Annotated in this window: 11 protein-coding genes; 8 read left to right on the forward strand and 3 right to left on the reverse strand. The window is 74.0% G+C overall.

Annotation, left to right across the window (positions count from 1 at the left end; all coding sequences use genetic code 11):
- Nucleotides 1-70 precede the first annotated feature (70 nt).
- From leuS to holA, 4 genes are all read left to right on the forward strand, one after another.
- A complete protein-coding gene (gene leuS / locus H9X71_RS07405) occupies nucleotides 71-2,629 on the forward strand; it encodes a leucine--tRNA ligase (RefSeq protein ID WP_191146513.1) in 2,559 nt (852 codons plus the stop codon).
- A 145-nt stretch (nucleotides 2,630-2,774) separates the two neighbouring features.
- Nucleotides 2,775-3,758 carry a ComEA family DNA-binding protein gene (locus H9X71_RS07410; protein ID WP_244961503.1) on the forward strand — a complete coding sequence of 328 codons (984 nt, stop codon included), beginning with the start codon at nucleotides 2,775-2,777 and terminating at the stop codon, nucleotides 3,756-3,758.
- Between the two features lie 341 nt (nucleotides 3,759-4,099).
- Nucleotides 4,100-5,560 carry a ComEC/Rec2 family competence protein gene (locus tag H9X71_RS07415; RefSeq protein WP_244961505.1) on the forward strand — a complete coding sequence of 487 codons (1,461 nt, stop codon included), beginning with the start codon at nucleotides 4,100-4,102 and terminating at the stop codon, nucleotides 5,558-5,560.
- A 65-nt stretch (nucleotides 5,561-5,625) separates the two neighbouring features.
- On the forward strand, nucleotides 5,626-6,654 hold the full coding sequence (gene holA / locus H9X71_RS07420; protein ID WP_191146515.1) for a DNA polymerase III subunit delta: 1,029 nt from the start codon (nucleotides 5,626-5,628) through the stop codon (nucleotides 6,652-6,654).
- Between the two features lie 97 nt (nucleotides 6,655-6,751).
- Here holA and rpsT read toward each other — a convergent pair whose 3' ends face one another.
- Nucleotides 6,752-7,015: a 30S ribosomal protein S20 gene (gene rpsT / locus H9X71_RS07425; protein WP_191146516.1), complete on the reverse strand. Its 264-nt coding sequence runs from the start codon at nucleotides 7,013-7,015 to the stop codon at nucleotides 6,752-6,754.
- Nucleotides 7,016-7,150: 135 nt separating this feature from the next.
- A complete protein-coding gene (locus tag H9X71_RS07430; protein WP_191146517.1) occupies nucleotides 7,151-7,669 on the reverse strand; it encodes an NUDIX hydrolase in 519 nt (172 codons plus the stop codon).
- Nucleotides 7,670-7,732: 63 nt separating this feature from the next.
- On the opposite strand from H9X71_RS07430, the gene H9X71_RS07435 reads away from it, so the two are divergent.
- The 3 genes from H9X71_RS07435 to lepA all read left to right on the forward strand — a co-directional run bounded on the left by H9X71_RS07435 (nucleotide 7,733) and on the right by lepA (nucleotide 11,933).
- Nucleotides 7,733-8,995, forward strand: a complete 1,263-nt coding sequence (locus tag H9X71_RS07435; protein WP_191146518.1) for an amidohydrolase — start codon at nucleotides 7,733-7,735, stop codon at nucleotides 8,993-8,995.
- Nucleotides 8,992-9,969 carry an epimerase gene (locus H9X71_RS07440; RefSeq protein WP_191146519.1) on the forward strand — a complete coding sequence of 326 codons (978 nt, stop codon included), beginning with the start codon at nucleotides 8,992-8,994 and terminating at the stop codon, nucleotides 9,967-9,969. Before H9X71_RS07435 ends, H9X71_RS07440 begins: the two co-directional genes overlap by 4 nt.
- A gap of 116 nt (nucleotides 9,970-10,085) precedes the next feature.
- Nucleotides 10,086-11,933: a translation elongation factor 4 gene (lepA, locus tag H9X71_RS07445; RefSeq protein ID WP_191146520.1), complete on the forward strand. Its 1,848-nt coding sequence runs from the start codon at nucleotides 10,086-10,088 to the stop codon at nucleotides 11,931-11,933.
- A gap of 65 nt (nucleotides 11,934-11,998) precedes the next feature.
- On the opposite strand, the gene H9X71_RS07450 is transcribed toward lepA, so the two are convergent.
- Nucleotides 11,999-13,642, reverse strand: a complete 1,644-nt coding sequence (locus tag H9X71_RS07450; protein WP_191146521.1) for a hypothetical protein — start codon at nucleotides 13,640-13,642, stop codon at nucleotides 11,999-12,001.
- Between the two features lie 264 nt (nucleotides 13,643-13,906).
- Here H9X71_RS07450 and H9X71_RS07455 point away from each other — a divergent pair, with 264 nt between their 5' ends.
- Nucleotides 13,907-14,560, forward strand: coding sequence for a DUF1990 domain-containing protein (locus H9X71_RS07455; protein ID WP_191146522.1), 654 nt, complete (start codon nucleotides 13,907-13,909; stop codon nucleotides 14,558-14,560).
- Nucleotides 14,561-14,582 lie beyond the last annotated feature (22 nt).

A 14,582-nucleotide genomic window follows, 5' to 3' on the forward strand; every position in this document is an offset into this window, starting at 1 on the left:
CACCCGGCGCGTTCACTAGTCTTGTCGAGGCCTCCACGGCCGCGACCCCCGCATCGAATCGAGAGCGCCCTTGGCACACGAGACCCCCGACACCCCCGGCGACACCTACGACTTCCGCGCCATCGAGGCCGAGTGGTCGGAGGTCTGGGAGCGCGAGCAGCCGTTCCGCACGCCGGACGCGAGCGACACCCGCCCCCGCAAGTACATCCTCGACATGTTCCCGTACCCCTCGGGCGACCTGCACATGGGCCACGCGGAGGCGTTCGCGCTCGGCGACGCGGTCGCGCGCTACTGGCGCCAGCAGGGCTTCAACGTCCTGCACCCCATCGGCTGGGACTCCTTCGGCCTGCCCGCGGAGAACGCCGCCATCAAGCGCGGGGTCGACCCGCGCGAGTGGACGTACGCGAACATCGACACGCAGAAGCAGTCGATGAAGCGCTACGGCCTCTCCTTCGACTGGGAGCGCGAGCTCCACACGAGCGACCCCGAGTACTACACGTGGAACCAGTGGCTGTTCCTCAAGATGCACGAGAAGGGCCTCGCGTACCGCAAGGACAGCTGGGTCAACTGGGACCCGGTGGACCAGACGGTCCTCGCCAACGAGCAGGTGCTGCCCGACGGCACGTCCGACCGGTCCGGCGCCGTGGTCGTGAAGAAGAAGCTCACGCAGTGGTACCTGCGCATCACCGACTACGCCGACCGCCTCATCGACGACCTCAACCAGCTCGAGGGCACCTGGCCGTCGAAGGTGCTGAACATGCAGCGCAACTGGATCGGCCGCTCCGTCGGCGCCGAGGTCGACTTCGCTGTCGAGGGCCGCGACGAGCCCGTCACGGTGTTCACCACGCGTCCCGACACGCTGCACGGCGCGACCTTCATGGTCGTCGCGCCCGACAGCGACCTGGCGGCCGAGCTCGTCGAGGGTGCGTCCGAGGAGGTGCGGGAGTCCTTCCGCGGCTACCTCGAGCGCACGCAGCGCCTCAACGAGATCGAGCGCTCCACGACCGACCGTCCCAAGACGGGCATCCCGCTCGGCCGCACGGCCGTCAACCCGGTCAACGGCGAGCGGATCCCCATCTGGGCCGCCGACTACGTGCTCGCCGACTACGGCACGGGCGCGGTCATGGCCGTCCCCGCGCACGACCAGCGCGACCTCGACTTCGCGCGCGCCTTCGACCTTCCGGTGCGCGTGGTGGTCGACACCACGCAGCCCGTCACGGGCGCCATCCGCATCATCCCCGAGGACGGCGAGCTGCCCGACCTCGAGGAGGTGCTGCCCGGTCGCACGGGCGTCGCGCTGCCCGGCGAGGGCCGACTCATCAACTCCGGCTCGCTCAACGGCCTCAGCAAGCAGCCCGCCGTCAAGCGCGTCATCGAGCAGCTCGAGGCGGAGGGCCGCGGCCGCGCGGCGAAGAACTACCGCCTGCGCGACTGGCTCATCTCCCGCCAGCGCTTCTGGGGCACGCCCATCCCCATCGTCTACGACGGCCAGGGGAACGAGATCCGCGTCCCGGAGGACCAGCTCCCCGTGCGCCTGCCTCACACCGAGGGCCTCGACCTCACGCCGAAGGGCAAGTCGCCCCTGGCCGCCGCCACCGCGTGGTCGAACGTGCCGAGCCCGGTCGACGGCAGCCCGGCCACGCGCGACCCCGACACCATGGACACGTTCATGGACAGCTCCTGGTACTGGCTGCGCTTCCTGTCGCCGAACGACGCCACCAAGGCGTTCGACCCGGCCGACGCCGACCGCTGGGCGCCCGTCGACCAGTACGTGGGCGGCGTCGAGCACGCGATCCTGCACCTGCTCTACTCGCGCTTCATCACCAAGGTGCTGTTCGACCTCGGGTACGTCACCTTCACCGAGCCGTTCAGCGCGCTGCTCAACCAGGGCATGGTCCTCTCCGGCGGCAGCAAGATGTCGAAGAGCAAGGGCGGCGTCGACCTCGGCTCCGAGATCGACCGCCACGGCGTCGACGCCATCCGCCTCACGATGGCGTTCGCCGGCCCGCCGGAGGACGACATCGACTGGGAGGACGTCTCCCCGTCCGGCTCCGCGAAGTTCCTGGCGCGCGCGTGGCGGCTCACGGGCGATGTCACGAGCGCGCCCGAGGTCGACTGGAAGACGGGCGACGAGGCGCTACGCCGCGTCACGCACCGCTTCCTCGCCGAGGCGCCCGGGATGCTGGAGGCGTTCAAGTTCAACGTCGTCATCGCGCGCACGATGGAGCTCGTCAACGCGATCCGCAAGACCGTCGACCAGGGTCCCGGCGGCGGCGACGCGGCCGTCCGCGAGGCCACGGAGGTCGTGGCCGTGGCGCTCAGCCTGTTCGCGCCGTACACGGCCGAGGACATGTGGAAGCGCCTCGGCCGCTCCGGCTCCGTCGCCTTCGCGGGCTGGCGCAAGGCCGACCGCAACCTCCTCGTGCAGAACACGGTCACGGCCGTCGTGCAGGTGGACGGCAAGGTGCGCGACAAGCTCGAGGTCGACGCCCGCATCGGGGCCGACGAGCTCGAGGCGCTCGCCCGCGAGACCCCCGGTGCGAAGCGCTCCACGGCCGGCCGCACCATCGACAAGGTCATCGTGCGCGCGCCGAAGATCGTGAGCATCACCACCACGCCCGCCTCCTGACGGGCACGCCGCCCGGCGGCGCGGTGAGACGAGGGCGGTCCCGCGAGGGGCCGCCCTCGCTCCATCCCAGGGCGACATCCGGCGGGCGATCCCCAGACCTCGGCCCGCAGGATCCCGCTGCGCGACCGTCGCCTACCGTGCCCGCATGCGCCCCCTCCGCCGATCCCGCCCCGACCCCGTCGACGACGAGCGGGACGCGGCGGCATGGAGCGGCGAGGGCGTCCCCGAGGATCCGGATCCGCATCCGGCGGAGGACCCGTACGCCGCGACCGGGCCCGGGGATCGGGTCCCGGACGCGGGTGCCGATGAGCACGCGCACGAGGCGGCACCCGGCGGGACGGTCGGCGCCGTGCTGCCCGGACGACGCGCACGGATCCGCCTGCGTACCGGCATCGGCGCGGCGGTCGTGCTCGTGGCCGCTGCGCTGACCATCACGATCCTCGTCACGGCGATCCAGGCGGCCGGGGCAGGTCGTCCCGCCGCGTCCTCGACGGCGCATGCCGCGGCGTCCTCGCGTGCGGACGCGGGCGACGCGGGCGACGACGACCCCGGCTCAGCCGACGCGACGGGATCCGGGTCACGTTCCGCCCCCGCGGCGCGTGACGGGGCGACGGAGACCGCCGACGGCACCGGCACCGGTGGCAATGGCAGCGGCGGTGGCAGCGCCGCGCCGCCCATCTACGTGCACGTGGTGGGCGCCGTCGTGTCGCCCGGCCTGTTCCCCCTCGCCCCCGGGAGCCGGGTGGTCGACGCCCTCGCCGCGGCACACGGCTTCGCCGAAGGTGCGGATCCCGCAGGCGTGAACCTCGCGCGGGTCCTGTCGGACGGCGAGCAGCTCGTGGTGCCGCGACAGGGGGAGGCGGCGCCGGGAGCGGGCGCCGCGGGATCCGGCGCGACGGGGTCCGCCGGGTCCGCAGGCGGCGCCGCGAGCCCGGCAGCGCCGGTCGACCTGAACACCGCGACGGCGGAGCAGCTCGAGACGCTGCCGCGCGTCGGGCCGTCGCTCGCCGCGCGCATCATCGCGTGGCGCAGCGCGCACGGCCGGTTCGCCCGCGTGGCGGACCTCGGCCGCGTCCCGGGGATCGGCGACCGGACGCTGGCCTCGCTCACGCCACTGGTGCGCGTGTGACGGCCGCGGTCAGGTGGCTCGGTGGCGGAGATCCCCGAGGTCGCGGCGCGGACCATCACCCGCATCCCGCGGTCGACCTGCGCCTCGCCCTCCCGGCGGGCATCGGCTGGGCGGTCACGGCCGCGGTCATCGGCGTCCGCGGGGCGTCCGCGGTCGGTGCGATCGTCGCGGCTGCGCTGGCCGTCGTGTCGGTCGCGGTCGCCGTCGTAGGCGTCGCTGCCGCGCGGCGGCACGGGGACGCGCGGAGCGGCAGCGGCGGCGGCAGCGTGGGCCGACGTCCGCCCGGCCGCCTGCGCCGTCGCGCGCCGCGGCGTCTCGTCCGCGCAGCCGCCGGGGTCGCCGTGTCGGCGGCCGTCGCGGCGATGCTCCTCGGCGCGGCGGCCGCCCAGGAGACGGGGCGTCACCCCGCCGAGCTGGAGGAGGCGGCGCGCACCCACGGCACGGTCGTCGCCGACGTGGTCGTGGACGAGCCGCCCGCCCCCGTCGCCCCGCACGGATCCGCGCAGCACGGAGGAGGAGGCAAAGGCAGCAGCAGCAGCTCGGCGCCCTCCGACGGCGAGCCCGCATCCGCATCGCCGGCGATCCACGCCGCGGCCCGCGTGCGCATCGTCGGCCACCTCACGGCGATCCACTCCGGCGTCGAGGTGCGGGGCCATGCGGTCGACGCCACGACCGTCCCGCCGGCGCCCGTGCCGGTGGTGGTGTTCGCCGCGCGGCCCGACCACCCGTCCGCGCTCGGCGTCGGCGCGGTCGTCCGCTTGAGCGGGGCCGTGCGGTCCGCGGATCCGGGCGACCGCGCCGCGTACCTCCTGCAGGCGCGCGGCCGGCTCGACGCCACGGCGGCCCCGCCCGGCGCGCTCGCGGTCGCCGACGGCCTCCGGCAGGGGCTCATGCGCGCCGCGGCCGAGCTCCCCGGTCCGGGCGCGAGCCTGCTGCCCGGCCTGGCCATCGGCGACGTGTCCGCCGTGTCGCCGGAGCTCGCGCAGACGATGAAGGACAGCTCGCTCACGCACCTGACCGCCGTGTCGGGCGCGAACTGCGCGGTCATCGTCGGCCTGGTGCTCGCGCTGTCCGCGGCCGCCGGGCTCCGCCGTCCGGCACGGGCCGTCGCGGCGCTGGCGGCGCTCGGCGCCTTCGTGGTCCTCGTGACGCCGCAGCCGAGCGTGCTGCGGGCCGCGGTGATGGCCGCGGTCCTCATCGTCTCGACCGCCGGGGGCCGACCCGCGCGCGGCCTGCCCGCACTCGCCGTCGCTGTGGTCGTGCTGCTGACCGCGGATCCGCGGCTGGCCCGCGACCTGGGCTTCACGCTGAGCGTGCTGGCGACGGCCGGGCTCCTCGTCCTGGCGCCGCCGCTGGCCGAGCGGCTCGCGCGCCGCATGCCCCGGCGCCTCGCGGACGCGCTGGCCATCCCCGTCGCGGCGCAGGTCGCATGCCAGCCCGTCCTGCTGGTCCTGCAGCCGGGCCTGCCCGTCCACGGCGTCCTCGCCAACGTCCTCGCGGAGCCCGCGGCCGCGCCCGCGACCGTCGCGGGCCTCGTCGCGTGCGTCCTGCTGCCGATCTGGCCCGCCGCGGGCGACCTCCTCGTCCGCCTCGCCTGGCTGCCCGCGTCGTGGATCGCGGCGGTCGCCTCCGTCATGTCCGGGCTGCCGGCCGGCCGCATCCCCTGGCCGACCGGCCTCGCCGGAGTGGTGGCCCTGGCCGTCGCGACCGCGCTCGTCGTGGCCGCCCTCGCCCGGGCGCCCGCACCCTCGCCCTCGCCCGCGAGCCGCACGCCGGCGGCCCATGTCCCACCCGACGGCTAACCTGGATCCGCCCGACGACACCCGGCACGCCCCGCCCCACGACACCGCCCTCCGGAAGGACCCGCATGGCCACCAGGACCTCCCGCGGCACCGCGACGAAGGCGTCCGCCGCCATCCCGCAGCTCGCGTGGGACGCCGTGCGGCCCGCGCCCATCGTCCTCGTGTCCGGCACCGAGTCCCTCCTGGCCGACCGGGCGATGCGTCGCCTCCGCGACATCCTCACGGCGGAGGACCCGAGCATCGAGGTCTCCGACATCGAGGCCGACTCCTACGCGCCCGGTGAGCTCATCACCCTGGCGAGCCCCTCGCTCTTCGCCGAGCCGCGCCTCATCCGCGTCGTCAACGTCGAGAAGTGCTCCGACCAGTTCCTGCTCGACGCCGTGGCCTACCTCGACTCGCCGGCCGACGACACCTACGTCGTCCTCCGGCACGCCGGGGGAGTGCGCGGGAAGAAGCTGCTCGACGCGGTGCGCGCGGGCACGGGCGGCGGCATCGAGATCGTCTGCGCGGAGCTGAAGAAGGACAGCGAGAAGCACGACTTCGCCGTGGCCGAATTCCGCGCCGCCAAGCGATCCATCACGCCGGGCGCGGTCCGGCAGCTCGTCGCCGCGTTCCAGGACGACGTGAGCGAGCTCGCGTCCGCGTGCCAGCAGCTCATCTCGGACACCGCGCACGAGATCACCGAGGTGACCGTCGAGCAGTACTACGGCGGCCGGGTCGAGATCAACGCGTTCGCCGTGGCGGACTCCGCCATCGCGGGCCGCAGCGGGGAGGCGCTCGTGCTGCTCCGGCACGCGCTCACGTCGGGAGCGGACCCCGTGCCGCTGATCGCCGCGTTCGCGATGAAGATCCGCACGATGGCCAAGGTCTCGGGCGTCTCCGGCCCGTCGGGGCAGCTCGCGTCGAAGCTCGGCATGGCGCCGTGGCAGGTCGACCGGGCCCGCCGCGACCTGCAGCTCTGGGACGACGCCGGGCTCGGCCGCGCCGTCGAGGCCCTCGCGGAGGCGGACGCGCAGGTCAAGGGCGGCGGGCGGGATCCCGTCTACTCGCTCGAGCGGATGGTGCGCACGGTCGCCTCCCGCGGTCGCGACTGACCAGGACGCGCACGCGCTCGCGCATCCGCCGGAACGCGCCGCATACGACGACGGGCCCCGCGCATCGCGCGGGGCCCGTCGATCTCACCAGGGGAGATCAGCCGATCTTGGCGACCTGCTTGGCGATCGCGCCCTTGCGGTTCGCGGCCTGGTTCTTGTGGATGACGCCCTTGCTGGCGGCCTTGTCCAGCTTCTTGCCGGCGAGGTTCACGGCCTTGACGGCCGCGTCCTTGTCGCCCGCGGTGATGGCGGACTTGACGGAGCGGATGGCCGTCTTCAGCTCGCTCTTGACGGCCTTGTTGCGCTCCTGGGCCTTCTTGTTCGTGCCGATGCGCTTGATCTGCGACTTGATGTTTGCCACGTGTTATGTCTTCCGTTCGAGTTGTCGTCGTATGAGTTGCCGCTCAGCGAGAGAGGGCGCCTGCGGCGATACCGCGTGATCGGGGAGGATCACACGCAAGCCAACAGGCGACGATACCAGGTCCGGGCCCGGGAATCAGGCCGCCGGACCCCGCGCGTCGCGCTCCGCGGGGACCGCATCGTCGCCGGGACGCACGAAGCGCGTCTCCGGCTCGTCGTCGAGGGCGTCCCGGATCCGCTGCAGGAGCTCGGCGGACATGGCCGGCAGCGCGTCCAGCGGCCACCACGCGACCTCGAGCGACTCGTCGTCGTTGACGCGCGCCTCGCCCGAGACGTACCGGCAGCGGAAGGTGAGGTCGAGGTAGCTCGCGCGGTCGCCGTTCGGGTAGGTGATCTCGGCGGTGGTGCCGACCGCGACCAGCCGCTCGACCTCCACGGTCACGCCGGTCTCCTCCTCGGCCTCGCGCCAGGCGCCCACGGCGGGCTCCTCGCCGGGCTCGAGGATCCCCGAGACGGGCGCCCAGGCCCCCGTGTCGCCGCGGCGCACGAGGAGGACGCGCGGGCCGTCGAGGATCACCGCGGTCACGCCCGAGAGCCACAGGGGAGCGGTGCCGATCCGCTCGCGGAGGGAGACGATGAAGTCGGGGATGCCCATGCCGCGAGCCTAACGAGCCGGGCCGCGCCCGCGGCCGCCCATCCGCCGTCCTAGGCTCGGAGCATGGTCCCCTCCGCAGATCCCGCCTCCTCCGTCCGCGCCTCCGCCTCCTCCGTCACCGCCGTCGTCGGCGGCCACGTCGTCCCCGTCGACGGCGCCCCGATCCCCGGCGGGACCGTCCTCCTCCGCGACGGCCTCGTCGCCGCGGTCGGGCAGGGTGCCGACGTCGAGGTCCCCGAGGGCGCGACCGTCATCGACGCGACCGGCCGCTGGGTCCTCCCCGGCTTCGTCGAGGCGCACGGCCACGTCGGCATCCACGAGGAGGCCAACGGCCCCGCGGGCAACGACACCAACGAGATGACCGACCCCGACATGTCCTCGGTGCGCGCGATCGACGCCATCGACATCGACGACGAGGGCTTCCGCGACGCGCTCAAGGGCGGCGTCACGACCATCGTCGTGAAGCCCGGCTCCGGCAACCCGATCGGCGGCCAGTCCGTCGCGATCAAGTCATGGGGCGGCCGCACCATCGACGAGCAGCTCGTCAGCGACTCCGTCAGCGTCAAGAGCGCGCTCGGCGAGAACCCCAAGCGCGTCTACGGCGCCAAGGACCGCACGCCGTCCACGCGCCTCGGCGTCGCCATGGTGATCCGCCGCGCGTTCCGCGACGCCGAGGACTACCGCGCCGCCCGCGACCACGCCGCGCAGGAGGGCAAGCCCTTCTCCCGCGACCTCGGCAAGGAGACGCTCGTCCGCGTCCTCGACGGCAAGCTCGCCTGGGACCAGCACACGCACCGCCACGACGACATCGCGACCGCGATCCGCCTCGCCGACGAGTTCGGCTACCGCCTGGTGGTGAACCACGGCACGGAGGGCGACAAGATCGCGGACGTGCTCGCCGAGCGCGGGATCCCCGTCATCTTCGGGCCGATGATCACCTCGCGCTCCAAGGTGGAGCTGCGCGACCGCGCCGTCGCGAACCTCGCGGCGCTGCACCGCGCGGGCGTCCTCGTGGCGATCACGACCGACGCGCCCGTGGTGCCCATCGACTTCCTGGTGCACCAGGCGTCCTTCGCGGTGAAGGACGGCCTGCCGGCCGACGTCGCGCTGCGCGCCATCACCGCGAACCCCGCCGCGATCCTCCGGCTCGACCACCGCGTGGGCGCGCTCACCCCGGGCCTCGACGCCGACGTCGTGATCTGGTCCGGCGACCCGCTCGACGTGCAGTCGCGCGCCGAGCACGTGATCATCGGCGGCGACACCGTCTACACCTGGGCCGACGGCCGGGGCACCACGGTCGAGCGCCGCACGCGCTTCGGCGCATGAGCGGCGCATCGGGCTCGGACGCCCCGCGCACCGCGGTCGTCGCCGGCGCGTCCGGCTTCATCGGTCAGGTGCTCGTCCGCGAGCTCGCCGAGGAGGGCTACCGGGTCCGCACCGTCGGGCGCTCGGGTGCCGACGCGCGCTGGGGCGACGCCGAGGGGATCCGCCGCCTCCTCGACGGCGCCGACCTCCTCGTGAACCTCGCGGGCAAGAGCGTCAACTGCCGCTACGGCGTCGCGAACCGTCGGGAGATCCTGCGCTCGCGCGTGGAGACGACGGCCGAGCTCGGCCGGGCGATCCAGGACAGCGCGCGTCCCGTGCCCATCTGGATCAACGCGTCCACCGCGACCGTGTACCGGCACGCGACCGACCGGCCGCAGACCGAGTCGACGGGCGAGCTCGGCGAGGACTTCTCGCCCTCGGTCGGCCGCGCCTGGGAGCGGGCGCTGTTCGCGCCCGACCTGCCGTCCACCCGCCGCGTGGCGCTCCGCATCGCGATCGTGCTCGGCCGTGACGGGGCGCTGCAGCCGCTGCTCGGCCTCGCCCGCTTCGGCCTCGGCGGGCCGCAGCTGGACGGGCGCTTCCCGGGTCGTCCGTCGCGGATCCGCGCGGGCGCGCACCACGTGTTCCAGCCGACGCACGGCCGCCAGGTCTTCAGCTGGCTGCACATCGACGACCTCGTGGGCATCATCCGCTTCGTCCGCGACACGCCCTCGCTCGAGGGGCCCGTGAACGCGTCGAGCCCGGAGCCCGTCACGAACCGCCGTCTGATGAAGGTGCTCCGCCACGCGGTCCGCATGCCGGTCGGCCTGGCCGCGAACCGGTGGATGCTCGAGGTCGGCATGTGGCTGTTCCGCACCGAGCCGGAGCTCGTGCTCAAGAGCCGGTGGGTGGTTCCCGAGACGCTGGAGCGCGCGGGCTACCGCTTCCGCTGGCCGGAGCTCGAGGCGGCGGTCGCGGACATCGTCCGGCGCTGAGCCCGATCCCGGGCCCGGCCACCGCGCGCGAGGCGGCCGGGCGCGGATGGCCCGGCCGACGCCGCGTGGGATGATCGTGGTTCCCGCCCCACCGCACCGACCCCTCGAAGGAACGCGTGAGCCCCCTAGCAACGAAGGCCCTGCGGCCCGCCGCGACCGACCCCGCGTCCATCCGCAACTTCTGCATCATCGCCCACATCGACCACGGCAAGTCCACGCTGGCCGACCGCATGCTGCAGCTCACGGGCGTCGTCGAGTCGCGCGCCATGCGCGCCCAGTACCTCGACCGCATGGACATCGAGCGCGAGCGCGGCATCACCATCAAGAGCCAGGCCGTCCGCATGCCGTGGGAGCTCGAGGGCCGCACGTACGCGCTCAACATGATCGACACCCCCGGCCACGTCGACTTCTCCTACGAGGTCTCCCGCTCGCTCGCCGCGTGCGAGGGCGCGATCCTCCTCGTGGACGCCGCGCAGGGCATCGAGGCGCAGACGCTCGCGAACCTCTACCTCGCGCTCGAGAACGACCTCACGATCATCCCGGTGCTCAACAAGATCGACCTGCCGGCCGCCGACCCCGACAAGTACGCGGCCGAGCTCGCGTCCCTCATCGGCGGCGACCCGGCCGACGTGCTGCGCGTCTCCGGCAAGACCGGCGCCGGCGTCGAGGAGCTGCTCGACCGCGTCTCCCGCACCATCCCCGCGCCCGTCGGCGACCCCGACGGCGCCGCCCGCGCGATGATCTTCGACTCCGTCTACGACGCCTACCGCGGCGTGGTCACCTACGTCCGCATGATCGACGGCAAGCTCAGCCCGCGCGAGAAGATCGCGATGATGTCGACGCGCGCCACCCACGAGATCCTCGAGATCGGCGTCAGCTCGCCCGAGCCCACGCCCTCCGACGGCCTGGGCGTCGGCGAGGTCGGCTACCTCATCACGGGCGTGAAGGACGTGCGCCAGTCGAAGGTCGGCGACACCGTCACGACCGCCGCGCGCCCCGCGACCGAGGCGCTGCCCGGCTACACCGAGCCGCTGCCCATGGTCTTCTCCGGCCTGTACCCGATCGACGGATCCGACTACCCGGACCTCCGCGACGCCCTCGACAAGCTCAAGCTCTCCGACGCCGCCCTCGTCTACGAGCCCGAGACGTCCGTCGCGCTGGGCTTCGGCTTCCGCTGCGGGTTCCTCGGCCTCCTGCACCTCGAGATCATCACCGAGCGCCTGTCGCGCGAGTTCGGCCTCGACCTCATCACCACGGCGCCCTCCGTGATCTACGAGGTCACCAGCGAGGACAAGCGCACGGTCACCGTCACCAACCCGAGCGAGTTCCCGGGCGGCAAGATCGTGAGCGTCTCCGAGCCCGTCGTGAAGGCGGCCATCCTCGCGCCCAAGGACTACGTCGGCACGATCATGGAGCTGTGCCAGTCGCGGCGCGGGATCCTGCTCGGCATGGAGTACCTCGGCGAGGACCGGGTGGAGATCCGCTACACGATGCCGCTCGGCGAGATCGTGTTCGACTTCTTCGACAACCTCAAGAGCAAGACGGCCGGCTACGCGTCGCTCGACTACGAGCCCGCGGGCTCGCAGGAGTCCGACCTCGTGAAGGTCGACATCCTGCTGCAGGGCGAGCAGGTCGACGCGTTCAGCGCCATCGTGCACCGCGACAAGGCGTACGCGTACGGCGTGCTGATGACGGGCCGGCTCCGTGAGCTCATCCCGCGCCAGCAGTTCGAGGTGCCGATCCAGGCCGCCATCGGCGCGCGCATCATCGCCCGCGAGTCCATCCGCGCGATGCGCAAGGACGTGCTCGCCAAGTGCTACGGCGGCGACATCACCCGCAAGCGCAGGCTCCTCGAGAAGCAGAAGGAGGGCAAGAAGCGCATGAAGATGGTCGGCCGCGTCGAGGTCCCCCAGGAGGCGTTCATCGCCGCGCTCTCGGGCGACACGGAGAAGAAGGCCAAGTAGCCGCTCGGCCCTCACGCACGACGCGCCCCCTGCCTCTCGAGGCAGGGGGCGCGTCGCATGTCGGCTCAGCGGGCGAGGGCGTTCCGGCGTCGGCGGACGGCGGGGACGATGAGCAGCGCGAGCCCGGCTGCCAGGAGCGACCCCGTCAGCGCGATCAGCGGCACCGGGTCGGCACCCGTCATCGGCAGCCCCGTGCGGTGCGAGACGGCGACGGCGGTCCCGCCGGTGACCGAGAACGCGACGGCGGGGGAGGCCGCCGAGCGGATGTACCGCTCGCTGCGCTCGAGCGGGAGCAGGTGCGAGCCCACCGCGGTCACGGAGTAGCGGCCCGAGGGCAGGCCGGCGTCGATGGACCATCGACCGTCCGCGCGCACGTCGGCCGTCAGCTGGCGCGGCGATCCGCTGCCCGCGACCGTCACCAGGACGCGCGAGCCGGCGGTGCCGGTCCCCGTGAGGTGCACCCGGCCGGACACCTGCGCGTCCGCCGTCGGCGACGTGATGACCGGAGCGGCCGGCGCCACGGTGAAGGTCGGCCGCGCCTCCGCGGCACCGGCGGCCTGCTCGGCCTTCATGAACCAGATGCCGATCGGCAGGCGCTCGGTCGTGCTCCAGCGGCCGTCCGCGCCGACCCGGGTGGAGAAGACGAGGGACTCCCCGGCGTCGCTCGGGTAGTCGCGGTCGCCCTCGGGGAAGACGTAGACCCACAGGTCCGTGTCCGGCTCGCCCGTGCCGGAGAACGTCGTCTCGCCCTCGACCTGGCTGTCGCCCTCGCGGGGGGAGAGGAGGACCGGGCGGACGGCGTCGGCGGCGCGGGTCACCGTGACGGCGACGGGGGCGGTGGGGGCCGACTCGATGGAGCGCGCGTCGCGCTCGTACGGCAGCGGGTGCGAGGCGACGGCCGTCACCGCGTAGGAGCCCGCGGCGACGCGGACCTCGGTGGACCAGGTGCCGTCCGCGCGCACGGGGGTCGTGACGGTGGTCGGCTCGTCGCCTCCCGCGATCGTGAGCACGGTCCGCGATCCCGCGGCCCCGGTCCCGGCGAGGCGCAGGCGGCCCTCGACGCGGGCGTCGGGCGTCGGCGTGGTGATGCGCGGAGACGCCGGGGTGATCGTGAAGGCCACGTTCCCCTCCGACGCCGTCAGCTCCTCGCCGAGCTCCTGGTCCGCCTTGTACGCCCAGTAGCCGACGGGCAGGGTCTCGGTGGTGCTCCAGCGGCCGTCGGCGCCGACCGCCGCGGAGTAGTTGAGGAAGTCGGCGGCGTCGCTCCCGCCGCCGCGGAGGCCCGCGGCGAAGACCGAGATGCGGATGGTCGCCCCGGCGACGCCCGTGCCGGAGAACGTCGTCGTGCCCTCGACCTGGGCGTCGCCCTCGGCGGGGGTCAGCAGCACGGGACCCGGCAGGGCGGCGGCCTCGCGGGCCGGCTCCGCGGCGGCGGGGGCAGGGGCGGACGGGGGAGCGGGAGCCGTCGTCGGGCTCGCGGTCGGCTCCGTGACGGGAGCGGCAGCGGGGGCGGCGTCAGCCGGAGCCGAGTCCGCCGACGCGGCCGTCGGCGCGGGAGCGGGCATCCCCGAGACGGCGACGGGGGCCGGTGCCCCCGTCACGTCGGTCGCGGCGTGCGCCGGCAGGCCGGTCGCGAGCAGGGCGGCGGACAGGGCCGTGGCGGTGACGGCGGTGAGAAGGGGGCGGATGGGACGGACGCGCGTGCGCATGGCTTCCTCGGAGTCGAAGGCGGAGTACCGACGGAGCGCGGGCGACCTGCCTGGTCGGTCCGTGCGTCGGATCGGCTTCACCGTATCGGCGCGGGCGACCGCGAGAATCGCTTTCTGATCACGGATTCATCACGCGAGGAGATCTCATCCGCACGGCATCTCGCGGGGATGACGAAGCGGATCCGGACGGGGGATGACACGGCGGCACCGCGCGTGCTAGGCGCCCGCGGTCCGCTCGCAGGCCCACGCCGTAGTCTTGACGTCATGCGCCGCAGCACCTACACCGCGACCGCCGTCACGTACGGCTCCGTCGGCGGCACCCAGGCCGTCGACCTCATGACGTACCCGCCCGAGGGCTACCGCCCCGCCGAGGCGAGCGCCCGGCTCGGCAGCGGCGACGAGCGCTTCGAGCAGGCCGTCGCCCTCCTCATGACGTGGGGCGTGCAGCGCGGCAGCGGCATCGAGGTCACGCGCATCGAGCAGGAGGTGCCGGACGACCCCGGGTACACCGGCCTGACGTTCGACGAGGACGGCGTGCCGCAGGCGCCCGTCGACCGCCCGCGCGAGGCGCTCTACGGCGACGACGGCACCGCGTGGATCACGTCGGGCACCTCGGCCGTGCTCCGCATGCCGTTCGGGCCGTTCCACCCCGAGGCACCCGTGCGCGTCGTGTACACGGTGCATGAGCCCGACCGCGTCGGCTTCGCCTACGGCACCGTGCACGGGCACCCGCTGAGCGGCGAGGAGGCGTTCCTCGTCTCCCGCGAGGCCGACGGCAGCGTGTGGCTGACGCTCCGCGTCTTCTCGCGACCCGCGTCCTGGCCGCTGCGGCTGGCGAGCCCGGTCCTGCGCATCGTCCAGGGCGTCTTCATGCGCCGCTACCTCAAGGCGCTGCACCCGGCGGTCGCCTCCGCCTGATCCCCGCGCGCCGCCGCACGCG

Origin of the sequence: Clavibacter zhangzhiyongii, assembly GCF_014775655.1 — a bacterium.
GTDB classification, from domain to species: domain Bacteria; phylum Actinomycetota; class Actinomycetes; order Actinomycetales; family Microbacteriaceae; genus Clavibacter; species Clavibacter zhangzhiyongii.